26 protein-coding genes and 1 other annotated feature are annotated in these 26,115 nt (G+C 53.0%); of the genes, 9 read left to right on the forward strand and 17 right to left on the reverse strand.

Going from position 1 to position 26,115, the window contains the following annotated elements; all coding sequences use genetic code 11:
• Window positions 1-9: 9 nt before the first annotated feature.
• The 8 genes from FRY98_RS07465 to FRY98_RS07500 all read right to left on the reverse strand — a co-directional run bounded on the left by FRY98_RS07465 (window position 10) and on the right by FRY98_RS07500 (window position 9,118).
• Window positions 10-1,062, reverse strand: coding sequence for a DUF5050 domain-containing protein (locus tag FRY98_RS07465; protein ID WP_148451050.1), 1,053 nt, complete (start codon window positions 1,060-1,062; stop codon window positions 10-12).
• A gap of 462 nt (window positions 1,063-1,524) precedes the next feature.
• Window positions 1,525-2,406 carry a metal ABC transporter permease gene (locus FRY98_RS07470; RefSeq protein WP_148451051.1) on the reverse strand — a complete coding sequence of 294 codons (882 nt, stop codon included), beginning with the start codon at window positions 2,404-2,406 and terminating at the stop codon, window positions 1,525-1,527.
• Window positions 2,406-3,374: a metal ABC transporter permease gene (locus tag FRY98_RS07475; RefSeq protein ID WP_148451053.1), complete on the reverse strand. Its 969-nt coding sequence runs from the start codon at window positions 3,372-3,374 to the stop codon at window positions 2,406-2,408. The genes FRY98_RS07470 and FRY98_RS07475 overlap by 1 nt, the downstream gene beginning before the upstream one ends.
• Before the next feature lie 5 nt (window positions 3,375-3,379).
• Entirely contained in the window at window positions 3,380-4,138 is a 759-nt protein-coding gene (locus FRY98_RS07480; protein WP_148451055.1) for a metal ABC transporter ATP-binding protein, read from the reverse strand.
• Window positions 4,139-4,177: 39 nt separating this feature from the next.
• Window positions 4,178-5,152, reverse strand: coding sequence for a metal ABC transporter solute-binding protein, Zn/Mn family (locus FRY98_RS07485; RefSeq protein WP_148451057.1), 975 nt, complete (start codon window positions 5,150-5,152; stop codon window positions 4,178-4,180).
• 198 nt (window positions 5,153-5,350) lie between these two features.
• Window positions 5,351-7,390, reverse strand: coding sequence for a peptidoglycan D,D-transpeptidase FtsI family protein (locus tag FRY98_RS07490; RefSeq protein WP_148451059.1), 2,040 nt, complete (start codon window positions 7,388-7,390; stop codon window positions 5,351-5,353).
• Window positions 7,391-7,491: 101 nt separating this feature from the next.
• The gene (locus FRY98_RS07495) at window positions 7,492-8,649 is read right to left on the reverse strand and encodes a transglutaminase domain-containing protein (protein WP_148451061.1); all 1,158 of its coding nucleotides are present in this window, start codon (window positions 8,647-8,649) and stop codon (window positions 7,492-7,494) included.
• Between the two features lie 28 nt (window positions 8,650-8,677).
• Complete coding sequence (locus tag FRY98_RS07500; RefSeq protein WP_148451239.1) at window positions 8,678-9,118, reverse strand: hypothetical protein; 441 nt, start codon at window positions 9,116-9,118, stop codon at window positions 8,678-8,680.
• 223 nt (window positions 9,119-9,341) lie between these two features.
• Here FRY98_RS07500 and FRY98_RS07505 point away from each other — a divergent pair, with 223 nt between their 5' ends.
• Window positions 9,342-10,514 carry an MFS transporter gene (locus FRY98_RS07505; protein WP_148451063.1) on the forward strand — a complete coding sequence of 391 codons (1,173 nt, stop codon included), beginning with the start codon at window positions 9,342-9,344 and terminating at the stop codon, window positions 10,512-10,514.
• A 394-nt stretch (window positions 10,515-10,908) separates the two neighbouring features.
• Entirely contained in the window at window positions 10,909-11,256 is a 348-nt protein-coding gene (locus FRY98_RS07510; protein WP_148451240.1) for a toprim domain-containing protein, read from the forward strand.
• A gap of 18 nt (window positions 11,257-11,274) precedes the next feature.
• Here the strand turns inward: FRY98_RS07510 and FRY98_RS07515 are convergent, their stop codons facing one another.
• The 3 genes from FRY98_RS07515 to trpS form a co-directional block, all read right to left on the reverse strand.
• Window positions 11,275-11,874, reverse strand: coding sequence for an SCO family protein (locus FRY98_RS07515; protein ID WP_148451064.1), 600 nt, complete (start codon window positions 11,872-11,874; stop codon window positions 11,275-11,277).
• A 13-nt stretch (window positions 11,875-11,887) separates the two neighbouring features.
• Window positions 11,888-12,835 (reverse strand): heme o synthase, encoded by a 948-nt coding sequence (gene cyoE, locus FRY98_RS07520; RefSeq protein ID WP_148451065.1) that lies wholly within the window; start codon window positions 12,833-12,835, stop codon window positions 11,888-11,890.
• Window positions 12,836-13,050: 215 nt separating this feature from the next.
• Window positions 13,051-14,040, reverse strand: coding sequence for a tryptophan--tRNA ligase (gene trpS, locus FRY98_RS07525; RefSeq protein ID WP_249043347.1), 990 nt, complete (start codon window positions 14,038-14,040; stop codon window positions 13,051-13,053).
• An 85-nt stretch (window positions 14,041-14,125) separates the two neighbouring features.
• Window positions 14,126-14,363, reverse strand: a binding site (T-box leader).
• 139 nt (window positions 14,364-14,502) lie between these two features.
• Between trpS and FRY98_RS07530 the strand changes: the two genes are divergently transcribed.
• Together FRY98_RS07530 and FRY98_RS07535 are read left to right on the forward strand one after the other, a co-directional pair.
• Window positions 14,503-15,480 carry an aldose 1-epimerase gene (locus tag FRY98_RS07530; protein ID WP_148451066.1) on the forward strand — a complete coding sequence of 326 codons (978 nt, stop codon included), beginning with the start codon at window positions 14,503-14,505 and terminating at the stop codon, window positions 15,478-15,480.
• A 159-nt stretch (window positions 15,481-15,639) separates the two neighbouring features.
• Window positions 15,640-15,867 (forward strand): alpha/beta-type small acid-soluble spore protein, encoded by a 228-nt coding sequence (locus tag FRY98_RS07535; RefSeq protein ID WP_148451067.1) that lies wholly within the window; start codon window positions 15,640-15,642, stop codon window positions 15,865-15,867.
• A 68-nt stretch (window positions 15,868-15,935) separates the two neighbouring features.
• Here the strand turns inward: FRY98_RS07535 and FRY98_RS07540 are convergent, their stop codons facing one another.
• The 3 genes from FRY98_RS07540 to FRY98_RS07550 all read right to left on the reverse strand — a co-directional run bounded on the left by FRY98_RS07540 (window position 15,936) and on the right by FRY98_RS07550 (window position 20,014).
• Window positions 15,936-16,361, reverse strand: a complete 426-nt coding sequence (locus FRY98_RS07540; RefSeq protein WP_148451069.1) for an O-methyltransferase — start codon at window positions 16,359-16,361, stop codon at window positions 15,936-15,938.
• 671 nt (window positions 16,362-17,032) lie between these two features.
• Complete coding sequence (locus FRY98_RS07545; RefSeq protein WP_148451071.1) at window positions 17,033-18,046, reverse strand: copper amine oxidase N-terminal domain-containing protein; 1,014 nt, start codon at window positions 18,044-18,046, stop codon at window positions 17,033-17,035.
• 165 nt (window positions 18,047-18,211) lie between these two features.
• Window positions 18,212-20,014 carry a M3 family oligoendopeptidase gene (locus tag FRY98_RS07550; protein ID WP_148451072.1) on the reverse strand — a complete coding sequence of 601 codons (1,803 nt, stop codon included), beginning with the start codon at window positions 20,012-20,014 and terminating at the stop codon, window positions 18,212-18,214.
• Window positions 20,015-20,149: 135 nt separating this feature from the next.
• Between FRY98_RS07550 and FRY98_RS07555 the strand changes: the two genes are divergently transcribed.
• On the forward strand, window positions 20,150-20,323 hold the full coding sequence (locus FRY98_RS07555) for a YycC family protein (protein WP_148451073.1): 174 nt from the start codon (window positions 20,150-20,152) through the stop codon (window positions 20,321-20,323).
• Window positions 20,320-20,556, forward strand: a complete 237-nt coding sequence (locus tag FRY98_RS07560) for a hypothetical protein (protein ID WP_148451074.1) — start codon at window positions 20,320-20,322, stop codon at window positions 20,554-20,556. Before FRY98_RS07555 ends, FRY98_RS07560 begins: the two co-directional genes overlap by 4 nt.
• A gap of 33 nt (window positions 20,557-20,589) precedes the next feature.
• Here the strand turns inward: FRY98_RS07560 and FRY98_RS07565 are convergent, their stop codons facing one another.
• Together FRY98_RS07565 and FRY98_RS07570 are read right to left on the reverse strand one after the other, a co-directional pair.
• Window positions 20,590-21,288: a DUF2225 domain-containing protein gene (locus FRY98_RS07565; protein WP_148451242.1), complete on the reverse strand. Its 699-nt coding sequence runs from the start codon at window positions 21,286-21,288 to the stop codon at window positions 20,590-20,592.
• Window positions 21,289-21,334: 46 nt separating this feature from the next.
• Complete coding sequence (locus tag FRY98_RS07570; RefSeq protein WP_148451075.1) at window positions 21,335-21,718, reverse strand: globin domain-containing protein; 384 nt, start codon at window positions 21,716-21,718, stop codon at window positions 21,335-21,337.
• A gap of 375 nt (window positions 21,719-22,093) precedes the next feature.
• Between FRY98_RS07570 and ylbJ the strand changes: the two genes are divergently transcribed.
• The 3 genes from ylbJ to FRY98_RS07585 all read left to right on the forward strand — a co-directional run bounded on the left by ylbJ (window position 22,094) and on the right by FRY98_RS07585 (window position 25,718).
• Complete coding sequence (gene ylbJ / locus FRY98_RS07575) at window positions 22,094-23,353, forward strand: sporulation integral membrane protein YlbJ (RefSeq protein ID WP_148451076.1); 1,260 nt, start codon at window positions 22,094-22,096, stop codon at window positions 23,351-23,353.
• A 67-nt stretch (window positions 23,354-23,420) separates the two neighbouring features.
• Window positions 23,421-24,224 carry an NAD kinase gene (locus FRY98_RS07580; RefSeq protein ID WP_148451077.1) on the forward strand — a complete coding sequence of 268 codons (804 nt, stop codon included), beginning with the start codon at window positions 23,421-23,423 and terminating at the stop codon, window positions 24,222-24,224.
• Between the two features lie 24 nt (window positions 24,225-24,248).
• The gene (locus FRY98_RS07585; RefSeq protein ID WP_148451078.1) at window positions 24,249-25,718 is read left to right on the forward strand and encodes a S41 family peptidase; all 1,470 of its coding nucleotides are present in this window, start codon (window positions 24,249-24,251) and stop codon (window positions 25,716-25,718) included.
• Window positions 25,719-25,769: 51 nt separating this feature from the next.
• Here the strand turns inward: FRY98_RS07585 and FRY98_RS07590 are convergent, their stop codons facing one another.
• A complete protein-coding gene (locus FRY98_RS07590) occupies window positions 25,770-26,108 on the reverse strand; it encodes a YutD family protein (RefSeq protein ID WP_148451079.1) in 339 nt (112 codons plus the stop codon).
• Between the last annotated feature and the right edge of the window lie 7 nt (window positions 26,109-26,115).

A 26,115-nucleotide genomic window follows, 5' to 3' on the forward strand; every position in this document is an offset into this window, starting at 1 on the left:
AATAGAGTTTCATATTCCCTTTAATGTCGCAAAGGAGTCGTCGTTCCGGTTCTGGAAAACGAGATGCCGCTTAATACTGCCCAGATAGTCGGAATAGAAAAATTCGTTGCCGCCGACCTGGCGCAGCCCTGAACCATCCATTCGGATGGCGAATACTCCCCCGGTTTCCCTATCTTCATCACTTACGGTGAAATATGCCCATCCATCCAAAACATCCAGGGGCTCGAGATCCCAACCGATAATTTTACGCACAATTTCATCCCCCTTTTGGAAAAGATGAAGGTAAGTCGTGTGCTTATCCCTATCACGTTCTACAAAAAAGAACGAATCCGAATCCGCGTCACCTATGTAATCCGTCATAAAGAAGGAGTAAGAAGATAGCTGTTCCTCCTTGGTCTTCTTGAAAATCCGATCGAAGGCCGTTCCATCGTCAACGTTCTCCTCAATATACATCTCGCCCGTGGACGGCAACGGCTGTCTCATCAGTGGAAAATAGAGATCGCCAAGGGTTTGAATTCCGTAGCCGATGTAATAATGATACTTTTTATCCTGCGGATCCAATACGGTCGGGCTTACCCTTTTCTTCGACCTCCCGTCGGGCGACATTCGATACACGCCCCGGTCGATGGTCATGCTGTTGGTTGTATAATAAATACTTTGGTTCTTGAGGAAAAATTGATCGATCTCTCCCAAGTTGGTCAAGCGCGTTAATTTTTTGGAGGACATGGTAAACTTGTAAATACCACCGGTTTGGCCCTCTCCCTGCTTAAGAAAATAAACCGTCTCATAGTCTTGATAGAGGACATTGCTGAAATTCCCCTTAAGGATTGAATAAGTCTTCGTCTTATCTCCGTTTACGACCGTTTTGTACAAGCCGTCACCAGCTTTTGCCCAAAAGATCGTCAAAGGTTCCGTTGTTTTTTGACGAGGAATGTTTTGAATTCTAAGGGTCAATTCGGAGGCTTGCTCCAGATTAAGATTGCTTCGGCTTGCCCCCATTAACGGTATACAAATCAACACCGCCGTAAGTAAAACCATAATTTGACGTTTACGCAATATCATTCACTTCTCCCTAAATAAATGAATTAGCAGCTAAATCGACAGCGCCTGCCTCTTACAACTATTCGATTAAAGGGATTATTTTCCTCCCCAGGTACGAAGTGTGCCTGTAAAAAGATGCAAATCTGCAGGAATTTCCGCCAATCCGGGAACATCTCATCAAATGGATGCAAATGTGCAGGAATTTTCGGTGGTTTTCGCCAAATGGGCCCTTTTCAATGTAAAAGCCTGCAATTATGCAGGAATTTCAAAAAAATAGCCCAACATGCAAAAAAAGCCTGCAGATTTGCAGGAATTTGAAAAATTCCGTAAAAAGCCGGGCCTAAACAAATCTGACGGAGCCGTAACGAACAAAGGGTCCCTTAGACATTAGGGGACCCTGAGCTGCATAATAATATGTCCTATTTTCCGCGCGGTACCTTGGCAGGTCGGCGCTTAGGCCTCTCAGGCCGAAGCTTATGTCGGTCAGGCCGACGCCGTCTTCAGCTTGCGGCGCTTTTGGTAACGGGCCATCAACCCGTGCAGCGGCGAAAAGACGAACGCCAGCACGAACAGGATGCCCGCCACCGTGATCATCGCACCCGCGATGGAGGCGTCCAGCCATTTGGCGGCGTAGTAGCCGCCCGCGGAGCTGACGGCACCGATCAGCACGCTGTACAGCAGCATGACGCTGAGCCGGTCGGTCAGCAGGTAAGCCGTCGAGGCCGGAACGATCAGCATGCCTACGACCAGAATAGCCCCGACGCTCTCAAACGAAGCCACCGTCGACAACGACACCATCCCCATCAGCAAGTAATGGAACAGGGCCACCGGGATCCCTACCGCCGCGGCCAGCGCCGGATCGAAGGCGCACAGCTTGAACTGCTTGTAAAAGAGACCGATGACCGCCAGCACAAGCACGAGCGTTCCGCCGAGCATCCACACGGCGACCGGACCGAGATCATAGCCGTTCCAGATGAGCGTATCCCACTGTACATAGGCGATTTCACCGAACAGGACGCAATCCAGATCGAGATCGATATGCGCCGCGTTTCGGCTGATCAGAATGACGCCGATGGCGAACAACGCGGTAAACACGATGCCGATGGAGGCATCGGATTGAAGGCCGCCCTGCTGCAGCAGTTGAATCAGAAACACCGTGATCAAGCCCAAAACGGCGGCTCCGACCAGCATCAGAAGCGAATCCCTGGAACTGCTGACCAGGAAAGCGATCGCGATGCCGGGCAGGACGGAGTGGCTGATCGCGTCGCCCACCATCGCCATCTTGCGGAGAACCAGGAAGCATCCCAGCACCCCGCAGGTTGCGGCAACCAAGGTGCCGGTTAATATGATCCAAAAATCCGCCATCAGTCCGCACTCCTTTCCGCCGCTTGCGTTCTTTGCGAAATCCCCGGCATGTCGACGACCGCGGATTCGAAGCTTCGCCGAAGGTCATTCCGCTGCCGGAGCCGGCGGACGAGCTTGGCGACCAGCCCGCGATTCGGCGCGAATACCGCCGATACCACGAACAAGGAGGTCGCGGCGAGCACGGTGACCGGCCCGGTCGGCAGGTTCGACAGCGTGCCGCTGATCAGGGTGCCCGTCACCCCCGAGAGCGCCCCGAACAAGCCGGCCAGGATAACCATGACGCTTAAGGCGTCCGTCCAATAGCGGGCCGCCACCGCAGGGGTGATCAGAAGCGCCGCGACCAGTACCACTCCTACGGCCTGGATGCCGACCACGACGGCGATCACGGTCATAAGAAGCAGCAGCTGTTCCAGCAAGCCGACCCGCAATCCCATGCCCCGGGCAAACCCGGGATCAAAACTCACCAGCTTAAATTCCTTAAACAGCAGAGTGCATACGGCGACCAGAATCAGGGACACGATGCCGACCAAATAAACGTCGGACAGCATCATGGAAGCCGCCTGGCCGAACATATACTTATCGAGCCCGCTCTGATTGCCGTTGCCGCTGTGCTGGATTTTCGTCATCATGACCACGCCGATCCCGAAAAACACGGATAACACGATGCCCAGCGCGGCATCCTGCTTGATCCGGGAATAGCGGGTGATGGCATGGATACCGAAGGTGGCAACCACGCCCGCCACAACGGCTCCGATCATAAAGAGCCCGATCGACTTCACGCCGCTGAGCATAAACGCGATGCAGATGCCGGGAAGCGCGGCGTGCGCCAGCGCATCGCCGAGCAAGCTTTGTTTGCGGAGAAAGGTAAAAGAGCCGATTACCCCGCTTCCAAGCCCCAGCAGCAAGGATCCCATCAGGATCCACTGCATATTGGGATCGGTCAGCCAATTGATCAAAGTAGCTAGCATAGGTTCTACACCTTCCCTGCCGGTACGGCGGCAAAATCCTGCAGCATGGCGATTCTTCCGCCGTAGGTTTTCTGCAAATAGCCCGGTGTAAATATGTCGGAGGTCGGCCCCGACGCCACCAGTTCTCCGTTTAGGAGCATCACATGGTCAAAATATTCCTGAACGGTGGACAGATCATGATGCACAACCAGCACCGTCTTCCCCTGCTCCTTAAGTTCGTGCAGCAGTTGAATGATCGCCTTCTCCGTCGTCGCGTCCACGCCGGCAAACGGTTCATCCATAAAATACAACTTGGCGTTCTGGGCCAGCGCCCGCGCCAGAAAGACCCGCTGCTGCTGGCCGCCGGACAGCTGGCTGATCTGCCGGCCGGCATAATCCGCCATGCCGACTTTGGTCAGGCACTCCATGGCCAACTCCCGCTCTTTCGCGCCGGGACGGCGAAACCAGCCCAAATGCCCATAGCGGCCCATCATCACCACATCCAGCGCGTTCGTCGGAAAGTCCCAGTCCACGGACTCGCGCTGCGGCACATAGCCAACACTCTTGCGCTGCTCGCGGTAAGGCTGACCGAAAATCTTCACTTCGCCCTCCACCTTGGGAATCAAGCCGAGGACGGCTTTCAGCAGCGTCGATTTTCCCGCTCCGTTCGGCCCCAGTACACCGATCAATTTCCCCGACGGAATTTGAAACGAAACGGAGCGAAGCACCGGTTTTTTCTGATAGGCGACGGTAAGTTGATCAACTTCAAGAGGATAAGTCATCATCGCTTGCTCTCCTTTACGCTGGGCTAACACCCTAACAGTCTATTTCAACGCTTCTACAATGGTGTTCACATTATGGCGGACCATCTTGATGTAAGTATCCGCTTCGGATCCGGGTTCACCCAGCGAGTCGGAATACAGTTCTCCTCCGATCTTGACCTCATGCCCCAATTCCTTGGCACCGGCGATGACCGCCTCCATCGATTTGGTGGGAATGCTGTTCTCCACGAACACCGCTTTGATTCGGTTCTCCACCAGGAAGTCGCGCAGCTCGCTAACATCCTTTGAGCCATATTCCGCGGCCGTACTGATGCCCTGGAGGCCCATGACTTGGATGCCGTAGGCGTCCCCGAAATAACCAAAGGCATCATGAGCGGTGACCAGCACGCGCCCGGCTTCCGGAATTTCGGCGATCCGCGTCCGAACCTCGTCGTCCAGTTTCGTCAGTTCCGCGATATAGGCTTCGGCGTTCCGCTTATAAGTATCGGCATGGGCCGGGTCGTATTCCGCCAGCGTGTCGCGAATCGTTTCGGTTGCGGCAATCCAATATTTCACATTAAACCAAATATGCGGGTCGTACTGCGTCCCTTGCTCCTTGTCCCCGGCTCTGAGCCGGGAAGGGTCAATATTTTTGGAAACGGCGACGGTCGGTTTATGTTTCTCCAGCTTTTCCAGAATCTCCGTCATCTTTCCTTCCAGATGCAGCCCCCCGTAAAAAATCATTTCCGCATCGTCGAGCTTCTGGATATCTCCCTGGGATGCCTTGTATAAATGCGGATCTACACCGGGTCCCATGAGCCCGTGAACCTCCACTTCATCGCCGCCGATTACCTGCACGACGTCCGTAATCATACCGATCGTCGCCACGACTTGAATTTTGTCGTCATCGGCCGGCCTCTTCGCCTGATCCGCGCCTCCTTCCACCTTGGAGCAGGCCGCCAACACGATCAGGGCCAATACGCCCAGCGTCATTTTTGCCCGCTGAAACGGGCTTTTCTTCACTTTAATTTCGTTCATTTGTTCTCTCCTCCCACAATTTCGGCGTTAACGCCCATTTGTTGTACAAGTAAATACTTGTTTCCCTATATCTTAATTTTTAGTGTCATATAAAAATGTTTCCCTAAGGCAAATTTTAAGGGATAAACATACAAAAAAGCAAGAGGAATTTTCCTCTTGCTTTGCGGATGCCGTATATTTTGATTTTGGAATAGCGCCTTAATCCTGTTTATTCCCGTTGTTCTGTCCGTTTTGCTGGTTCAAAGATTTCTTAGGTACGCCGTCCAGCCCATACTCCTGATCGTACGCATCGAAGATTTTGCGGGCCACGGGAGCCGCGCTCTGCGCCCCGAAGCCGCCTTCCGGGATAATGACGGCCACCGCGAGCTTCGGTTTCTCCCGCGGCGCAAAGGCGATAAATACGCCGTTATCCCGAGTAGCCCCGGCCCCCCATTGTTCGGAAGTTCCCGTTTTCCGGGCGAAATCATACGGGAAACCGGAAAACGCGGTTACGTCGGTTCTCATTCCCTTTAGCACTTCATCCCAGTATTCGTCCTTGAACTTCACTTCGTTGAGTACGGTCGGCTCGAATTTCTTAACGATATTCCCTTGTGCATCCGTAATCTTGGTGACCAGATGCGGCTGCATCCGCTTCCCGCGGGTGGCCAGCGTCGTCGTGTATTGGGCCAGCTGCATCGCCGTATACCCGCCTTGCTGCCCGAAGGAGGCGTATACGAGCCGGGCAAGAGCGGTTTCTTTTTTATCGGTATAACTCAGTTTCCCCAGATATTCCTTCGGCAGATCAATGCCCGTAGAAACGCCCAGTCCAAACTTCTTCATATATCGGTCCCATACATCAATCCCATCGTCGCCATACTTCTTGTATAGCTTCTCGCCGACCATTTTGACCATAAAGGTATTGGAGGACTTGTAGATGGCCGTTGACGGATACAGAGGACCGTAAGCATGACTGCCCGAGTTGCGTACGCTGGAGGAGTCGTTTCTGCCGAAATAAGCGATCCCCCGGTCCGTATAAGTCGAACGGGTTGTAAACAGATTTTCATTCAACCCGATTAAAACCGACAGCGGCTTGATCGTGGAACCAAGGAGAACGGCGGAGTCGAAATCATGCCCCGAGCGCCCCGAACTGAACGGGGTAATCGTGCCGTTCTGATAGTTCGTCATAATCTTGTTCCATACTTCCGTCGGCATGCTTCCCGATTGCCACAGATTCGTATCGTAATCCGGCATGCTGGCCATCGCCACCACATTGCCGGTATCCACTTCCATGGCAACCGCATAACCGGTTTTGGCATACGGATGCGTCCGGCCCGACACGGCATTGCGGTGGACCCAATTGATCTGGTCCATAATCGCCTGCTCGGCGACCATTTGGACCTTCTTGTTGATGGAGGTATGCAGATCATACCCTTTGACCGGCGGGGTCACTTCCGGAATTCCGTTCGCCATGTTGCGCGGGTCGATCGGCACGCTCTTATAGCCGTTTTTGCCGCGAAGCTCCGCTTGGTAGTACATTTCCAGTCCGTCGTAGCCGACAAACTCCTCCGGCGTATATTCAAGTGCCGGATCCTTACCTTGAGCTTCCCGGATGGGATCATAAAACTTAACATCTTCCGTAGAACTGAATTTTTTTAAATACCCAATCGCCTGAACCGCCACCGTATCTTTATCGTAATGACGAATGCTCTCCTCGACGATTTCAATCCCCGGAAACTGGTTCTTCCGCTCGAGGAAATAAGCCACTTCCTGAGGGGTCAGCCCCATTTTGATCCGGCGGGGACTGAAGCCTCCGTTCTTCTTGTACTCCAGGTCCATCGCTTTAATGATGTCTTCCTTGGTCATCTTCTCGGCTTTGGGATCGCCGTATTTGTCGAAGACCTCTTTCAGCTTGTCGACCAGAGCCATCGCTTCGGGGCGGTTCTTCTGACCGCTGCTTAAGCTGTAATTCTTTTGCAAGGTAATATACAACGATTGCACCGGCGTGGAATAAGCCAACTTCTCGCCGCCGGCCGCATAGATCGTTCCCCGGGTAGGCGGCATAGGCACGTCTTTAATCCGCATGGCCGTTTCCTGCTTGGATAACGTAGGCCCTTCGACAAACTGCAGGATCGCCAGGCGAACGATAATGACGGTAAAAATCGCAAACGCGCTGAAGAAAAACAAATTCAAGCGGATATTAAAATGACGCTGCATCGCAGCTTCTTGTTCGCGCGGATCGTCAGAGTACACACTTTTCATTTCCGTTTCCCCTCTTTACCCCTTTTGATTCTAAAAACTCCGTAACTCTTATATTAACATAACGAAAAAGGGTATGGTGAAGTTACAGCGTTTCCCAGGTTTTAAACCAATTTGTCGGGAATATGCGTCTCCTCAAAAGCGGGCGGATTGAACCAATCCCCGCTGCTCGCCCAAGTCGCGTCGAGCGGAACCCATTTCTTCTGCTCTTTCAGATACACCTCGTTCCAGGCGTGCGGGCCGTAGCCGCCGCGGCCGTCGTAACCGAGGCCGGTTACCACTTTGACATCCAGCCCTTGGGAACGGGCCATCACCGCGTACAAGCGGGAATAGTCGATGCATACCCCCCGCTTGGTGTCGAAGGTCATCTGCGGCGTCTGTTCCCGCCAATGGCCATTGTCCTCATAGTCACGGACCTTGTCATAATCATAAGTCACGCGGGAACCGACCCAATCATACAGAATCCGGGCCTTCTCTTCATCGCTCCCGGCCTTCTTCGTGATTTCTGCCGCCGCCAGTTCGATATCCTGCGGGATATTGGCGTCGATGACCTCGTACCTCTGCTGAAGAATGCCGTTCAGTTCCTCTTCGACGCTGCGGGTGAATACGGGCAGTTTCTCTTTGATCAAGTTGCCCGACAGCGGCTCAATAACCGTCCGCGCTCCATGCTGATAAACCGGGGAAGCCTGGACGTACCGGCTAAACCCGCTATCCGGGAACAGCGTTACGGCAATAAACAAGACGGCGATCACCATCAAACACCGCGCCAGGCCTATGACCGCACCGATCCCCGCACCCGCGACACGGCTAAGCAGGGAAGCCGGGCGCTCTCCGCCGAAGATCAGCCGCCCCAAGAACGAACTGTTCTTGCCTCCCAGCGCAAACGCCGAAGCAAGCCCGAGCACCGTGCGAATCAGCCAGTAGCTGATCATAAACAGCACGGCGAACCGCATAAGCGGAAAATCCCGCACCGCCGACAGAAGCGTATAATAAACCTGCTCCCACCGGGAGAGTTCCCGTTCGGGAAGCGCGATGCCGGCCAGCCATCTCTGTACGATCGGCGACAGCCAAACTGTGAGGGGGATCGAAGCCAGCAAACCGAGCACCGACAGAACGCCGCCGCTGACCAGCGACACCAGTCTGCCCGCGCTGCGCGAAGCCCCTCGAAGCAAACCCTGCACAATGGAAAACAGCAGGATGACCAACAACAAGGCGGAAACCAGATTCAAATCGAACAAGCTCTGCAGCCAACTCTCCGTCATCGTCACCCTCCATTCTCGATGCCTTTAGTTAAGGGGTGTTTTGTTTCGCTTGCTGAATAAACGCTTGCAGCGTATCGCTCACTTTCCATTCGCCCAAGGAGACGCCATGGAACATCACTTTGACTTTATCTTCCCCCTCTTTACCGCTGACTTCCAGGTTAGGGGTAGTGATCGTGAATGTGCCGTCCGGATTACGCTTCATCTTCGCCTCGGCCGCTTCCTTCTTCATCATATTCATGGCTTCACTGCGGCTGATGTCCACCGCCTGATCTTTTACCGTGGTGATGGCGTCCCCGATATCCTTCAGCGAAATTCCGCTATAAATAATGACAAACGCCGCGATGACTAGCACAAGCGCCCATTTGACAAGCGTCTTCACGAAATTCAGAATCAGGAACAGCACGACCAGCGCAACGACGATCACCAGCCAATTCTGCTTTAAAAACTCCGTCCATACCTCTAGATTCAAATCGAACATTACTTATACACTCCTACCATCCGTTTTCGTCACAACTTGTTCAACATACATGCACTTTCCCCATTATACATGATGGCCAGGGGCAGTGTCAGCTTAACCCCTTTTCCCGGGAAAAGACGGTGAAATAAAGGACATAAAATCATTCCGGGGTAATAAGTTCGTCCCTTAAAACGTACAAGTAGAGCATAAAGACTTTCCCAGGGGAGGCAAGGCAATGAAGATGGCAGCGTTTTGGCTTTATTTTTTTATGTTCCTCGCTTTCTTTGACCTTCACGCCCAGTACCCGATCCTGACGCCTTTTGCGCTCTCGATCGGAGCCGCCCCCGCCTTTATCGGCTGGATGATGGGCATCTACGCCTTGACGCATCTGCCCGGAAATCTGCTGGCGGGGCAAGGCGTGGACCGGCACGGAAGCAAAGGCTACATGGTTTTCAGCCTTTTGGGGGCGGGGGCCATCCTGCTGCTGCAGGCGCATGTCACGCAGCCGTGGCAGTTGCTGGTGCTTCGCTCCATCAGCGGCTTCGTCCTCGCCTTCTTGTCCCCGGCGTGCCTGGCGATGCTCGCTTCCCTCGGCAAAAACGCCGTACAGCAAGGAAAGCTGATGGCCGGCCACGGGGTGATGCATACGCTCGCCTCTGTCGTTTCGCCCGCGGCCGGAGCGTTTCTTGTCGCCAATACAGGCTACACGCTTACGTTTCAATCGCTGGGCTGGCTTTTAATCGCGACCGGCATCATCGCCATTTTTACGATTCACGAGCCCAAGAACGCCCTTTCCGGCGGCTCCGGGCCGGGCCGGGTTTCCCCAGCCGGTGTTCCCGTCAAACTCAATGTCATCCCGCTCAGATACTATATTCTTCCGCTGGCGGTAGCCTGTTCGCAAGGAATCCTGTTTTTTGAGCTCCCCTTGCAGGCGGGAGGGACATCCGGCATTTTGCATACCGGCCTGTATTTCTCCCTCATCAGCCTAGGGGCGCTTGCGACGCTGTCGATGCTCTTCCTGAACCGCTACTCCCCTTACCTCCGGGCGATCGCGGGTATTTTGGGCATCGCCCTTTCCTTTTTCGCGCTGGCGGCACTGGAATTCATCCCGCTGTCCGTCTCGCTCTTTGCGCTTGGGATGGCTAAAGGGGTAACCTTCCCGGCCATCGCTTCCGTCTTTATCGATCTAAGCGGCGGAAAACGGCTCGGGACCGTCTTCTCCCTGCAATCGATCGCGATGTCGATCGGCTCCTTTATCGGCCCCATCTCGGCCGGGATGATCCATGGCGTCTATTCGCCTTATTTCCTTGCTTTTTTGCTGCTGATGATCGCCCTGTTGTTTGCCCCGCAGCGGAGACCTACGGAAACGCCCGCATCTCCCGCAAATATCGGCACGCACCACCTGTAAGCGGCAGCATGGACTTTTTTTCGGCTATAGGCAGCAGTACAGGGCATAGGGTATCCCCCCACATAGGATATCGTGTAGAAACTACTCAACGACTTCGAAAGCGGGGTGAACCTATGGGTCAAATCGATGCTTGCGGAAAGGGACCGGCTGTTGGAGGGATATGGACCTCGACCGGAACCATTCTCGTGCTGTATATTTTGCTGGTGATCATCTTGCGCTCTCCCTTTTTTTACTGCTAAACCGCTTCAACCAAGGTCCGCAAAAGGCGGACCTTTACCTTTTCCCGGGAAATATGTCGCAATCTCGTTTTGCATGAAGCCTCCTTCGGGGTATACACTACATATACGGAGAAATTTCATCTTGATTGCTATGTGAACATGTTGGAGTGATGATGTTGTCCATCTGTGTTATCGTTGAAGGAAAAAACGACCGGAGCAAGCTGCGTCGGCTTTTGAGCGAAGACGTCCGGATCTATTGCACCTTCGGAACGCTCAACTCCCTTAAACTGGAGGCGCTGCGGAAAAAGGTAAAGGATGACGAAGTTTATCTGTTCATGGATAACGACGCTTCCGGCAAAAAAATTCGCGGCGTTTTGCGGGATGCTTTCCCGGACGCGGAACAGATATATACCCGCCGGGGTTATGCCGGGGTAGAAGGAACCCCTGACGAGTATGTCATCGCCCAATTGGAAAAGGCCGGCCTGGAGGAATACATCCTATATCCCCCGGCCAGCCTTTACTAAACCGACAACCCGTTACTTTTATTCTTTGGCCAGATCCGCCACACCTTGGGCGATTTCGGCCGCCGTCGCCTCGGGGCGGTAGATTTCACGCAGATTGCCGTCCCGGTCGACCAATCCGATCAGGTCCATATGGACGAAATTTCCGTCCTGGTCCTTGTTGATTAAAATTTTAAATGAGTTCATGGCGAGATCGATCGTTTTCTGCTGATCCCCTCGCAAGAAATACCAGCCGGAGTAATCCGCTTTGAATTTGTCCCCGAAAGCCTTGATATTCTCAAGCGAATCTCTCTCGGGGTCGAAGGTGATAGAAACGATGGAGGCGTCCTTACCGAACAGCCCTTTCTCCTTCAACTCATCCTGCACCTGACTGAGCCGGAAAGTGGTTATAGGGCATACATCGGGGCAATTGGCGAAGAAAAAGTAAAACAGCCTCACCTTGCCATTGGTATCCTCCAGTGTTACGGTCTTCCCGTCGACATTTTCCATGCTGAAATGTTCCACCGGCCGGATCACCGGCAGCTTCGGTTTGGCAAACGAATCCCAAAGAAGATACCCCGCCAAAACGACGCAGATCGCCAGTAGAATCCAGGTCCATTTGTATTTCTTCAAAAGGGTCATGATCGATCCTCCATTATAGCCGTACAGTATCCAGAATCATCACAATCAAAGCGATGGTCAGGTAGTTTACCGAGAACAGAAACACTTTCTTGGCCCAGATCTCATTGGCTTCCTCCTCTTTGGAGGAAATCCCCTTCAGCGCCATCAACAGCCAGGCCGCCGACAATGCCGTGCCGATCACCAAAAACCATATCCCGGTATAGTCGAATACATACATCAAGATCGGGATCGGGATCAGCAAAACCAGATAAGGAATCATTTGCAGCTTGGTTCTCGGGATGCCTTTCACAACGGGGAGCAGCGGGAAGCCCGCAGCCCGATATTCCTCAACCCGGCGAATGCCCAGTGCCCAGAAATGAGGAGGCTGCCACAAAAAGAGCAGGGCGAAGATCAGTAACGCGCCCAAATCTATATTTCCCGAAGCGGCCACATAGCCGATCACAGGCGGCATAGCTCCCGAGATGGCGCCGATCGATGTGCTCCAGGTGGAAGTCCGTTTAAGCCACAACGTGTAGATGATAACGTAAACAAACATACCGACGAGTCCGAAAATTCCGGCCAAACCCCCGGAAAAGGAAAACAGCACCGCCGCTCCGGTGATCCCTAATATCACCGCATACCAGAGTACGGTTCTCGGCGACAGCTTGCCGATCGGCAGAGCGCGATTTTTCGTCCGTGCCATCTTGGTATCCAAATCCCGGTCGAAATAGTTGTTAAAAACGCAGGATGACGCCATGATCAAAACGGTTCCGACCAAGGTCAAAACCAGCTTCAAATAGTCCAATTGCCACTGCGATGCAAGCCAAAACCCGGCAAACACCGCGATCAGGTTGGAGCGCAGAATTCCCGGCTTGGTCAGCGCAACAAAATCCTTCCATGTTGCCGCTTCTCCGGGTGGCCTGTCGCTCACGGACAGCGCCGCAGAATCCGCAGGTGCATGGTAACTGATTTGTTTATCCACTTTAAAATTATGCCTCCTAAATGATTGAGATAGAGGTTACATCTATATAAAATCATTCAAAAATTCATGAAATCTTCCCTTCGCTATAAACTTTATCATATCAAAATGCGAAAGTGTTTGACAATCGTTTGATCTTTGCTTGATTTTATGACAATTCAGTGACATAAAAAAATCCGGACAGAACTCTGTCCGGATGGATCCCCGTTATTAGATGTTTATTCCGCCAAAAAACCCATTCGCTCCTGCACATCACGCAGCGTCTTCTCCGCCATCTCCGCGGCCCGCTCGGCCCCTTGGCGTAAAATATTGCGGATTTCCCCGGATTCCCGGATGTCCCGATAACGCTGTTGGATCGGTTCGAGCGTGCCGACGACCACTTCGGCCAAATCTTTTTTGAACGGCCCATACATTTGCCCCTCGTAGCGCTGCTCGACTTCCGAAATGCTGAGGCCCGAGCACTGGCTGTAAATCGAAATGAGGTTGCTGACTTCGGGCTTTTCCGCGGGATTGAACTTCACTTCCCGGCCGGAATCCGTTGTCGCCCGGCTGATCTTCTTGCGAATCACGTCCGGCTCATCCAGCATACCGATATAGCTGCCCGCGTTCGGATTGCTTTTGCTCATTTTTTTCGACGCGTCGTCCAGCGACATGATTCGGGCTCCAACCTTCGGAATATAAGGTTCCGGAATCGTAAAATACTCCCCGTAACGGTGATTGAAACGGCCGGCCAAATCCCGGGTCAGCTCCAGGTGCTGCTTCTGGTCTTCCCCCACCGGGATCAGATCGGCGTTGTAAATGAGAATATCCGCGGCCATCAGAGCCGGATATACGAACAAGCCCGCTCCTACGGATTCCTTACCCTCCGACTTATCTTTGAACTGCGTCATCCGCTCGAGCTCCCCCATATAGGTGAGCGTCGTCAACAGCCATCCCAACTGGGCGTGTTGGCGCACGTGGGATTGCATATATACGTTCGCTTTATTCGGGTCGATCCCCGCGGCCAAATACAAAGCGGCCACCGATTCCGACTGCTCCCGTAAATCGGCCGGGTCTTGCGGAACGGTGATAGCGTGGAGATCCACCACCATAAAGTTGCAGTCGTATTCGTCCTGCAAGGTTACAAAGTTCTTCAACGCCCCGATATAATTGCCCAAGGTCAGTTTGCCGCTGGGCTGAATGCCGGAAAGTACTCTTTTCTTCATCATCGATCAGCCTCCGTTACCCATTAATAATGAAACCTTACTGAAAAAGTAAGAACCGCGTATATAAACGCAAAAAAGCCCCACATCCGCAAGGGACGTGAGACCGTGGTGCCACCCTTATTCGCCGGGACATATGATGATCCTATTCCGCGGCCTTTCGATTTCCGTAACGTGGAATAAACGGCCGGCATACTGGGGACAATTCATCCGCGTTCTGCACGGCGCTCCAGGGTCCATTCGGCATGGCATCTTCACCGGTTCGCATCAACCACCGGCTTTCTGAAGGAAGCAGAACCATACTTACTTGTCCCTGTCATCGCATTTACAATATTCACGCTTTGATATAAGATCATCATAATGCCCGGCAAAGTGCCATGTCAAATCCATTTTTCGTCCCAAAGAAAAAGTGTTATTATTAGTCTAAGCTTAGGGATACGATTATTATGTGGGAAAAGGAGCAACGATATGAAAAAAGTGACCAAAGGGCAATGGAACGGTTACGATACGTATATCTTACATAGCCGTGAACTTGAAGTCACACTGCTACCCCGACTCGGCAATAATGTCATTCGCATATGGGACCACATTCAACAGCGCGATGTGCTGCGGCGCCCGGAAGAAAGCGATCTTGATTTCTATTTGCAAAAACCCTATCACTTTGGAATTCCGCTGCTGATTCCGCCCGGCCGTATCCGCCGAGGGCATTTTACGTATGCCGGCGAGGAATACCAATTTGACCGCAATACCGCAAACGACAACCATATCCATGGATTGCACCGTACGCAAGCTTGGCGCGTGAGCGATATTGACGAGGACGATGAAGGCTGTGCGATTACGACCGAATTCATCACCAGCGACGACGCGAACTGGATGAGGCAGTTCCCTGTTCCGCTCAAGCTGGAAATGACGCTCCGGCTTCAGGGCTCCTCTCTAAAGCAAACGTTTAAAGTGAGCCATCTGGGTGATCGGCCCGCCCCGTTCGGTTTGGGGCTGCATACCTGGTTTCTGTTGGACGGCGAGCCGGAACAATGGAAGCTCAAGCTTCCGGTCTCGGGAATCTACACTTCCGATCAGGAATTAATTCCGACCGGGAAGACCGCTCCGCTCGGCGATCTCGAAGCGTTGAACGAAGGGTTGAACCTAAAAGGGACAAATTTCGACACCCTCCTGCACATCGGAGGCAAACCGGTGGAAGCCGACTTAATTCGCGGTGACGGATATGGACTTCGTTATTCCGCCGATGCTGAATATTTCAAGCATTGGGTTCTTTATACCAAAGGTGAAGCGAATCAATTCCTCTGCATTGAGCCCTATACCTGGTTGCCGGATGCACCGAATACGGGCCTTGCCCCTTCCGAAACCGGATTGATCGATCTCCAGCCGGGGCAGCAACTGGAGCTGAACGTGCATCTGGATATGATCTATCCTACCGAAGAATCTTGATATGGATCCAAAGAGCCGACTCGTGATGGCACGGGCGGCTTTTTTGTGTTTGCTAAGGAGAAATGCAATAATTTCCACTGCTCTAGTTTAGAGTTTTACCGCATATTTTACGTTCCGAAAACCATACTAACATCACAAAGCCCGAAGGAGGTGACAAACATGGCACAAGGACGCGGCGGCAGCCGTAACAACCTTATCGTTCCTCAAGCAAATGCTGCATTGCAACAATTGAAATTCGAGGCAGCTCAAGAATTGGGCGTGACGATCCCGCAAGACGGTTACTATGGAAACTACACTTCCCGTGAAACCGGTTCTCTTGGGGGTTACATCACCAAACGTCTGGTACAATTGGCAGAGCAGCAATTGTCGGGTCGTTCGAACCTGTAATCCGTAAATATCCCTATTGACCAGTAGGGAGACAGGCGATCTGCAATAAGCAGGTCGCCTGTGATGTTTTATGAAGACAAATCAGTGCGCATATCTTGGTATGTATTAGCGGTATTCTTGCGCGGATAACGCTGAATCATCAGATTAGCCATGTTGTAATTCGACTCCAATACGGCGTCCACAACCACGGTATCTTGCCTAAGCGCAAATTCATAGCTGATTTCACCATGAGTCCAGTACTTCTTGAACTTCAGAGCTTCGATCGCCATCGTCCGGAAAGCTTGCCACTGGCTTGCGGAGAGCCCTTTCTCCTCCTCCGTCAACTTGCCGTTCCGACCCGCGATCGGATTATGCCGGATCCCGAATTTCCCGATGACGTTATTGCGGATTTGGATGAATACGGTCCCCGATGTCATTCCCCCCAACTCGGTCTCCAGTTCCTTAAAAACAAGATCCACCTGTCTAGCGAGTGAAAGCTGATCGGCGTTCAGCATATTCACCCTCCCTTCCTATAAAATGGCCTATTGGGTAATAGGACTTATGTCTCATTATATGTCATCCTTATATATCATTCAACAATAAACAACATATTTGGTTAAATATTACTTGTTGATTGGATTCCGGTCCAGTCCATATGTAGATTTCCCTTTAACTCTCCCGATTACACTTTAAAGCAAACCACCCGTCAGCCAACCTTGATAACATAAAATTCCTGCACATGTGCATGTTTTTTCTTGTTTGGGGCCAAAAATTTCAAAATTCCTGCAAATCTGCAGGAATTTTCGACGAAACCGGCTCGTTTCTTTAAAATCACTGGAAATGCCTGCAGATTTGCATCTTTTTTCGCATTCCCTCGGGAATCTTCCTAAAATACCTGCAGATTTGCATCTTTTTGGAGTTGGACGTTTGGAAGCACACAGGCGCCTCCTTTGGATGTGATATATCCCTTCGATCAGCCATTAAGCCACCTTTTCGTTATACACAGTGGCTTGAACACTCCTATGATAACGCCCCAAACATTAGCTGTTTTTTTGCTATAAGCATCACTACACCACCCGCGGGTGTTTTTTTGTTTCGCACGCTTCGCGAACTCAGCTGGCTAAAACCGTAATAAAAAGAACCGGCGCCATAACACCGGTCCGCTTGTTGATTGTTTTGCTGGCACTTATTCCTTCTTGTCTTGATCTTCGTACACCACGACGGATTGGGATTCCGCCTCCCATTTCACGACGGCCCCAAGCGACTCGCTTACAAATCGCGCCGGCACCAGCGTACTCCCCGAGTCCACTTGGGCAGGCACTTCCAGGGTTTGCTTTTTGCCATTGACCGTCGCATTTTTAGCGCCGACGACAAGCTTGACGGTCACCCCGTCCTTCGTTACCGTGATCGTCTGATCTTTCGCGCTCCAGGTCACTTCCGCCTCGAGCGACTCGGCGATGACTCTGAACGGTACGAGCGTATTTCCGTTTCGCACAACCGGAGCCACTTGCGAAGCCGGCTCTTCACCATTTACATAAAGCTTGAGGCCCCGCTTACCCAACTTCTCATAAAGTTTGCCGAGCTTTTTGTAGGAATTCAGGTTCGTCCAATCGGCCAAAATCGCTTCCTTCTGTACATAAACCGCATCGGTCACGCTGCCCTGACGATCCAAAAGGTCCGCCGCTTCGGACAACGCGTCGTCCGCTTTAACGATCGTTTCGAGCTTGGCTTTCGTTTCATCATCAAGCTGCGCTTCATACTTTGTCAGCAGAAGATCCGCGAGGACCGCTCCCGCCGGTTTATCCTTGACGTTTTCAATCGCGTGCAAAAGCCCTCTGTACCCCTGCGGACCTCTGTTTTTATATGTATCATCGGTGACCGAAGCCGGTTTGGCATTCTGTTGCTTATCCTTACCCTGTTCCTTATTTTTTTCGGAGTTGCCTTTGGAGTTGCTTTGGGACGGGGAGTCGGACTTTCCTTTGGATTTCTCCTCGGTGGAATTTAAAGGCGATGACTCCGGTTTGCCCTGCGCCTTGCTTTCCGACGTACTCTCCTTTTTCGTCTCGTTCTTGCTTGGCTCGGCGGCCGTATTCGCTTTGTCCGGACCTTTGCCGTTTCCGGGTTTGGCGGATGCGGATGCGGCACTCACCAGGCTGATCGCCAAAACACAGGAGAGTGCGACTAACCATTTTCTTCTCATGCTGTATGCCTCCTTAAGGGATGTTAATCTATATATCGGATGGTATTTATTCCGATTTCAGAGCCAATTCCTTACAGGAGCAGCAAGCTCGGAAGCATTAAATAAAAAAAGGCCGCCCCCATCATCTTTTATGATGATTAGGGACAGCCTTTGATTTATTACGGCCTACTCGGTCAGCTTCAGGAACAGCTTGACGTCTTCGACGACAACATTGACGGCTTCCCGCCAGAAATCCGGCTTCTTCAAATCGACGTTCAAATGTTTGGCCGCCAGCTCTTCCACCGTCATCCGCCCAGTATCCATCAGCAGCGCGTCATATTTCACGGCAAAGTCTTCCCCTTCGCGCGAAGCCAGAGCATAAATGCCGGTGCTGAACAAATAACCGAATGTGTACGGAAAGTTGTAAAACGGAACGTCCGTAATGTAGAAATGCAGCTTGGATGCCCAGAAATGCGGGTGATAGTTGCCCAAAGCGTCCATGTACGCTTCACGCTGCGCCTCCTCCATCAAGGCGCAGAGCTGCTCCGGTTCCAGCATTCCCTGCTTACGCTTCTCGTAAAACCGCGTTTCGAACAGGAAGCGGGCGTGAATATTCATGAAGAAAGCAACGCCGTTATTGATTTTGTCCGCCAGCAGCGCGATCTTCTCTTGCTCGCCCGCCGCGTTTTTGACCAGCGCATCGCCAACGATCATCTCGGCGAAAGTCGAGGCGGTTTCGGCCACGTTCATCGCATATTCCTGGTTGAACTGCGGCAGCTCATCCATCAAATACTGATGGTAGGCATGCCCGAGCTCGTGGGCCAGTGTCGCCATGTTCGAAACGGTCCCTCCAAAGGTCATGAATATGCGGGTTTCCCGGCTGACCGGCAAAGAGGTACAGAACCCGCCGGGCCGTTTGCCGGAGCGGTCCTCCGCTTCCACCCAGCGCCGATTAAACGCCGTGACCGAAAAATCCGCCAGCTTGGGACTGAATTTCCGGAATTGCTTTACGATTTCCGCCGCCGCTTCATCGTAAGTAATTTTACCGGTCACCTCGCCCAAAGGGGCATCCACGTCGCTCCAGTTCAATCGATCCACGCCGAGCAGCTTCGCTTTCCGTTCCAGATAAGACACCAATGTCGGCTTCGCTTCCTGAATAACCTGCCACATCGTATCCAGCGTCTCCCGCGACATCCGGTTAATGTTCAGCGGCTCCTTCAAAATATCGTCCCATCCGCGTTTCTCGTACATCTTCAGACGGAAACCCGCCAACCGGTTCAACGTATCCGCGCAGTAATCGGCTACCTGGCTCCAGGCCTCTTCCCACTTGGCGAACGTGGTTTCGCGGACATCGCGGTCCGGATCGTTCAGCTTGTTGGCAGCCTGCCCCACGGACAGGAGCGCGGTCTCTCCCTGCGCATCCGTAAACGGAACGCCGACTTTGGCGACGATCGTATCGTAGTGCTGCCCCCAGCCGTGATAGCCGTCAACCGCCAATTCGGCGGCCAGGCTCTCCAATTCGGGCGCGAGCTTCTCCCGGGCGGCCTGCCGCTTCTCGGAAAGAACGAACGAGATCGGTGAAATTTCCGCCCGCCCCATCCAGGCTTCCCATACCGGATCTTCCGTCATTCGCAGCACGCTTTGAAACTGGGTCATCGCGTTTTCATACGCCGCCCGCAGGCCGGTCACTTTAGCGGCAAGCTGAACCGCTTTCTTGTCATGCTGATCCTGGGCAGCCAAACAGCCGACAAAGCTGTCCGCTTCCGTAATGCGCGCGTTGGCGCTTTGCAGTCCCTCGATCACCTCGTCGAAAGCCTTGGTTTCCTCTACATCGGCTGGAGCGCTCATGCTTATCAGCCGTTCATGCAAAGTCTTCAAGTCCTCGCCCAATTGATGGAGAAAATGCTGAAACTCCGCGGAAGCCGATCCTCCCGGAAAAACGGAATCAAGCTCCCATGTCGGATTAACCGGATTCTTCAATTGTTCCATAAATCTCGTCCTTTCCTCCCGCCTTATTGATACGGGGTGGATTAAAAGTGTATAACTATAAGTACAAGTTCGCCCTGATCCAAGTTTGTTCAATACTCAATACCATAGGGTAAAAAAATTCTAGGAGGTATTTCCATGAAGCCGCTGCAAATTTCACCGGATACCGCGGTCAAACTGGCTGCCGAGCTTAAGGTGCCGATCGAGCATCTTATGCATATGCCCCAACATATATTACTGCAAAAAATCGCGGAGCTGGCGAAGCGGGACGCCGATACGAATAAAAACAACGAGCCGGGCCAACCGACATGATTCCTTTCGAAAAAACGCTGCCCTACGATATCATCATGGGAGATGTTTATGTACATGAATGTCCTTACTGCAACAGCAGTAATGTCCTGCTTCCCATCAAACCTCGGGATATCCAGCATGCGCGCGAGGGAAAGAAAAAGCTGCTCGTATTTCCCTGCTGCGGCAACAAGGTTACCATTTTGGACAGCGATGCCGACTATCTGCTCACGGATACCGTACTCCGCCGGTCCTAAAACTTACCGGCCAAGCCGGAATCGCGGGGTCCATCAACCCCGCATTTCCTCCGGCAGTTCCTGGCCTTTATTCAGCATTTCCTCACGAAGCAGGTTCCACTGTTCCCGGCAGGCCCGGATCATCGCGGCATCCATAATCCGTTTGTCGTTAATGACGCGGGAGAACCATTTGACCGCATCGTTATTATTTCCCGTGCGGCGGTGAAGCTCACCGATGAGATACATCAGACGGGCATCGCTTCCTTGCGTATCTTCATTCTCAAAAACACGGATATAAGAGTCCAAGGAGTATTTCAAAAACCGCTGCTCTTGTTCCTCATTCCCCTTATAACGGTATAACCAGGCGATATGATGCAATAGGCTCGCGATAATGCGATCCTTCTCCCCGATGGTCTGAGCGCATAACAGCCCCAGCTTGTACGCTTCAAGAGCCGCATCCCAGTCGCGGGCTCCCCCGTAGTTACGGTGATTCATCCGTTTGCCGATCTGCTCTTTAAACTTGGCGCGCTGCTGTTCCGTAAGCCTCGGATTGAAGTTCTCCGTCGAAGCGAATCCGCAGGAGGGGCAAATGCGAACTACATAATAATCCGGATTCTCGTTGCGGTAATATCCGCAAAAGTCAGTATCGGTACGTACCGCCCGCTTAAAACTCGGACGCACGCGAGAGGTCGAAAAATTGGCTTCACAATTGATACATACCACCTTGATCTGGTAAAGCGGTTCTAACTCCACTGGCTCCACAGGACTAACATCCTTTCATATCCGACTATTAAAAAATTTACTCTTCCGTGGTGTTGACAAAATGAAATGCGGGTCCGGACAGGCGCTGAAGCACGAAGTCACAAAGCTGCTTCTCCACGCCGATTTCCTCCAGGGCGGCGGACATGCAGGCAAGCCAGGCTTCGGCCCGTTCCGGTGTCACGGGAAACGGAAGATGGCGCGCCCGCATCATCGGATGTCCGAAGGCATCCGAATACAGCGAAGGACCGCCGAAAAACTGGCTCAAAAACATGTACTGCTTCTCCATGACAGGGGTGATGTCCTCGGGGAACAGCGGCCCCAGCAGGGGATCGGCTTGAACTTTCGGGTAAAACGCCTCGACCAGCTTACGGACCGTTTCGGCTCCCCCTAAATTGTCGTAGATGCTTAAACTTGGATTCACGGGCGATCTCCATCTTTCACTTAATTTAAACTGCACTCTAATTATACCAAATTCAGGTCAAAAAAAAATAAAAGCTCCGAAAGGAGCTTCTACGTATAAGGTGACCTCTTCAACAAAGAGGATGTTTAATAGCTGCGCCAATCCTCTTCACCGGAATGGACGAGAGAGGCGCGAATGACGTATACGAAGGCGCATACGAGAACACCAGCGACAAAACTCATATTCAACACTCCATCCATTATCGATTTATAGTCACATTTTATCATAAAGATGCAAAAAATACAGCCCCATTTGTAATCGCTTTCTTTGTTTTTTTGTGCTGTTTGTCCCGCTGGACTCATACAATTCACTATGATCTTTATGGGGGCGTTATATATGAGTCTAAAGCGTTGGAGCGCTCCGCTCCTGTTATTTATGGCATTTATTCTGGCGATCATGATGGTATCCTATCCGCGCGCTTCCTGGGAAGCGGGCGTCCGCGGGCTTGCCATTTGGTGGGACGTGCTGTTTCCGTCCCTGTTCCCTTTCTTCGTCATCTCGGAATTGATGCTGGGCTTTGGCATCGTCCACTTTCTCGGAAAACTGCTGGACCCGCTGATGAGGCCTCTGTTCCGTATTCCCGGCAGCGGCGGTTTCGTTGCGGCGATGGGGTTCGCCTCCGGATATCCGGTGAGCGCCAAACTCGCGACCAAGCTGCGGGAGCAGCGGTTGGTGAGCCGCGTCGAAGGGGAACGCCTCGTTTCCTTTACCACTTCGTCCGATCCGATCTTTTTGATCGGCGCCGTCTCGATCGGCTTTTTCGGCGATCCCAAGCTCGCCGGACTCCTCGCGGCGGCCCACTACGGCAGTGCCCTGATGGTCGGATTGCTGATGCGCTTCTATGGAGCCAGGGAGGGGGCGCATCCCACGGACGCCACGACTACCTCGGGGATCGCGGCTCAGCCGGCCGCCGTCAACCGTTTCAGCCTGCCGGCCGCGCTGCGGGCGATGCATGAAGCCCGCCTGCAAGACGGGCGAAGCCTCGGTGAACTGCTGCGCCAGGCCGTGGCCTCCTCGCTTCAGTTGATGACCGTTGTGGGCGGACTGGTTGTGTTTTTCTCCGTTATTTTGGAGGTGCTGACGGTCTCCGACGTGATGAGCGCCTTTTACGCCGGCGTCCGGGCGCTGCTGCCGGTGACCGGCTTGCCCGTAGAACTCGCGGAACCCCTGGTCGGCGGCCTCTTTGAAGTGACGCTCGGCGCCAAGGCCGCCGCTTCCCCTGAGGGCGTCCCCTCGATGTTCAAAGCCGCTGCCGCCGCCTTTATCCTCTCCTGGGGGGGCTTGTCGGTACACGCCCAGGTGGCCAGCATTCTCAACGGAGCGGACCTCCGCTACCTCCCGTTCCTCGTCGCCAGGCTGATCCACGCCGTCTTGGCCGCCATTTTGGCCATCCTGTTCTGGAAACCGCTCATGGGTACGGCTCCGGTCCTGCTGCCCTTGGCGATCGCCGGAGGTTCCGGTCTTTCGGGTTGGAGCTCGCTTCGGGACAGCCTGCTGATAGCGGCGGTAATCCTCACCTCGTTGATCATCATATCGCTGTTGACCGCATGGCTCCGCCGCATCCCCCCGGGAACGGGCGCCAAGAAGGGAAAATGAAAGATTGTGTTCTGTTTCGGAATTGATTATGATCGTTACAAAAGGAAAAATAAAGGAGCCTTTCATCTTGAGATATTACGTTCTGGACCGAGGAGATCAACTGTCCGTCGACTTAAGCGAATCCTTTCATAAATTAGCGGCGGCGCAAGGCTTGCAACTGGATGCCGAATCCCCGGATATCGTCGTATCGATCGGCGGCGACGGCACTATGCTTCACGCTTTTCACACCTTTATCGACCGGATTCCCTCCATTGCGTTCGTTGGCGTACATACCGGCCATCTCGGCTTCTATGCCGATTGGAAAGCGGACGAGATCCCGGAGCTGGTACGGATGATGAGCAATCATCGGGAGGAAGGGAAATTGGCCCCGCGCATCGTGCGGTATCCGCTATTGGAGCTGGAAATCCGCAAGAAATCGGGAACGACTTCCTATATCTGCCTCAACGAGTTTACTCTCAAAAGCGTCGACGGCACCGTCGTCGCCCAGGTTGATATAAACGATCGCATGTTTGAAATGTTTCGCGGTGACGGGATCTGCGTGTCGACGCCCTCAGGTAGTACGGCGTACAACAAGAGCCTTGGCGGGGCGATGATTCACCCTTCCATCGAAGCGCTGCAAATTTCGGAGATCGCTTCGATCAATAACCGCGTATTCCGGACGATGGGCTCGGCCCTTGTGCTGCCCAAACATCATCATTGCGACATTTACTCACGGAAGGAGCAAAACCTGCTGCTTACCGTCGATCACATTAACCTTCCCATGAACGATCTGATCTCCGTCCGCTGCCAAGTGGCCGCGCAGAAGATCAGCTTCGTGCGTTACCGCCCCTTCCCTTTCTGGGAACGGGTCCGCAACGCGTTCCTGGGATAATCCACTGCAAAGGACTTTGTTACTATGAAATGGAATAAGCTCAACAAATTATGCCGAAGAGCGCTGGTGCCCCTGCTCGCCTTTCCGCTCCTGGCTCTCCCGCATACGGCCGGGGCCGCGGAAGATCAGGCGGGTACGGAAACCGGCGCGGAGGCTTCGGAACTGCAAGTGATTCAGGAGGTTTTGGACTACCTGGATGCTTATAACATCGAGGGAGTAAAGAGGGAGGAATTGCTCGAGAACGCCATTCGTGGAATGGTTTATTCCCTGGATGATCCCTACAGCGATTATTTTACCGCCGAGGAACTGAAAGAATTTGAGAACAGCGTCAACCAGGAGTTTGTCGGGATTGGGGTAACGCTTCGCTTCTCGGGAAACAAGCTGTTCGTAACCGAAGTTCTTCCCGGCTCGCCGGCCCTGGCTTCCGGGCTTCAAAAAGGCGACGTTATCGCCAAAATCGACGGTCAACCCGTCACCGGAAACGAGGATATACTGCGGATTCAGGGAGAGGAGAATACCAAAGTGGTCCTCGGCATCACCCGCGGGGGCAAAGCCCAGAGCATCACCGTCACCCGCAATCCCGTCTCGATTCCGGCCGTAACCGGAAGTTACTTGCCCTCGGGCCGGATCGGATATATCGCGATCTCCTCTTTTTCCGAACAAGGGGATCGGGAATTCGCGGCCGAACTGGACAAGCTCCGCGGCATGGGGATGAGGTCGCTCGTTCTGGATCTGCGGGATAATCTCGGCGGATATGTGGAAACGGCGGCGAATATCGCCAAGTATTTTATGAAAAGCGGAACCCTGATGTATACCTCCGGCCAGAACAACGAGCTGGAGGCCGTTACGATCTCGGACGGACAGGACATCGGCATGCCGGTGGTCATTTTGACCAACGAGCTGACGGCGAGCGCATCCGAGATATTGACCGGGGCCCTCCGGGACAACGGAATCGCGTCGGTGGTCGGGACGAGGACCTACGGCAAAGCCCGCATCCAGAATGTGTTCAACTTGTCCAACGGCAGTTCCCTGAAGCTGACGGTTCAGCGGTACCTTACGCCGAACCGCGAAGACTTCAACCATGTCGGCCTCAAGCCGGATATCGAGGTGAAGAATAACGCCGTCGCCCAACTGATCACCGGCTTGTACAAAGGAGGGGCAAGGACCCTGGATATCAGCGGGAGTCCCGCCGCGTTGAGCGTAAACGGCGTTCCTTTCCGCGGATATATCGATACCTTGAAAGACGGAAACAACATCTATGTGCCCTCGCGCATGATAGGCGCGCTGTTAAAAGGAAATGTCGCCTGGACCGCCAACGGCCAAAAGCTGACCGTCACGGACGGTAACGGAAAAACGGCCGGATTCTCGATCGGAGCAAAGAGCGTGAAGCTGGTGAACGGCGAAACCTATGTGGAAATCCATCAAGTGGCGAACAAGTTTCCGGGCCTCACCTGGTCCTATCAACAAGGCAACATTCGCTTATCTTGCAAGTAGAACCCTCGCTTCCCGAACTTATATTTTATCTATAAAGAAAAAACGGTTCCCTTACGACTCGGGAACCGTTTTTTCTTCGCTCGGCGCGGCTTTGCCGTGCGCCTGTTCTTTTTGAGGATCCTTGACTTTCTGGAGCACAAAATATTTGCATCCGAAGTTGCAGTACTCGTTGATATAATCCGTAATTCCGGAAAAAGCCGTGTCCTTGTTGGCCTTCGGATGATTGTCCCGCAGGAAGCCCTTCAACCGCAGCTTCTCATAGCCCCAGTCCCCGATAATGTAATCATATCGGTCCAGCACTTCGCTGTACCTTTGCTTAAACGCCTCGGGGTCCCAGGCATCCTTGTAGTTCTGAATTAATTCGTATGTTCTGCCGCCGATTTGAATCAATGGCTTT

The sequence above is a fragment of the Paenibacillus faecis genome (genome assembly GCF_008084145.1).
Classification (GTDB): domain Bacteria; phylum Bacillota; class Bacilli; order Paenibacillales; family Paenibacillaceae; genus Fontibacillus; species Fontibacillus faecis.

Coding starts and splice junctions, on each gene's coding strand:
- FRY98_RS07545 (WP_148451071.1), bottom strand. CDS start 18,046: ATGAGAAGAAAATGGTTAGTCGCACTCTCCTGTGTTTTGGCGATCAGC.
- FRY98_RS07490 (WP_148451059.1), bottom strand. CDS start 7,390: ATGAAAAGTGTGTACTCTGACGATCCGCGCGAACAAGAAGCTGCGATG.
- FRY98_RS07475 (WP_148451053.1), bottom strand. CDS start 3,374: ATGCTAGCTACTTTGATCAATTGGCTGACCGATCCCAATATGCAGTGG.
- FRY98_RS07505 (WP_148451063.1), top strand. CDS start 9,342: ATGAAGATGGCAGCGTTTTGGCTTTATTTTTTTATGTTCCTCGCTTTC.
- FRY98_RS07585 (WP_148451078.1), top strand. CDS start 24,249: ATGAAATGGAATAAGCTCAACAAATTATGCCGAAGAGCGCTGGTGCCC.
- FRY98_RS07495 (WP_148451061.1), bottom strand. CDS start 8,649: ATGACGGAGAGTTGGCTGCAGAGCTTGTTCGATTTGAATCTGGTTTCC.
- FRY98_RS07480 (WP_148451055.1), bottom strand. CDS start 4,138: ATGATGACTTATCCTCTTGAAGTTGATCAACTTACCGTCGCCTATCAG.
- FRY98_RS07485 (WP_148451057.1), bottom strand. CDS start 5,152: ATGAACGAAATTAAAGTGAAGAAAAGCCCGTTTCAGCGGGCAAAAATG.
- FRY98_RS07560 (WP_148451074.1), top strand. CDS start 20,320: ATGATTCCTTTCGAAAAAACGCTGCCCTACGATATCATCATGGGAGAT.
- trpS (WP_249043347.1), bottom strand. CDS start 14,040: ATGATGAAGAAAAGAGTACTTTCCGGCATTCAGCCCAGCGGCAAACTG.
- FRY98_RS07515 (WP_148451064.1), bottom strand. CDS start 11,874: ATGACCCTTTTGAAGAAATACAAATGGACCTGGATTCTACTGGCGATC.
- FRY98_RS07470 (WP_148451051.1), bottom strand. CDS start 2,406: ATGGCGGATTTTTGGATCATATTAACCGGCACCTTGGTTGCCGCAACC.
- FRY98_RS07555 (WP_148451073.1), top strand. CDS start 20,150: ATGAAGCCGCTGCAAATTTCACCGGATACCGCGGTCAAACTGGCTGCC.
- FRY98_RS07530 (WP_148451066.1), top strand. CDS start 14,503: ATGAAAAAAGTGACCAAAGGGCAATGGAACGGTTACGATACGTATATC.
- FRY98_RS07465 (WP_148451050.1), bottom strand. CDS start 1,062: ATGATATTGCGTAAACGTCAAATTATGGTTTTACTTACGGCGGTGTTG.
- FRY98_RS07540 (WP_148451069.1), bottom strand. CDS start 16,361: ATGCTGAACGCCGATCAGCTTTCACTCGCTAGACAGGTGGATCTTGTT.
- FRY98_RS07550 (WP_148451072.1), bottom strand. CDS start 20,014: ATGGAACAATTGAAGAATCCGGTTAATCCGACATGGGAGCTTGATTCC.
- ylbJ (WP_148451076.1), top strand. CDS start 22,094: ATGAGTCTAAAGCGTTGGAGCGCTCCGCTCCTGTTATTTATGGCATTT.
- FRY98_RS07535 (WP_148451067.1), top strand. CDS start 15,640: ATGGCACAAGGACGCGGCGGCAGCCGTAACAACCTTATCGTTCCTCAA.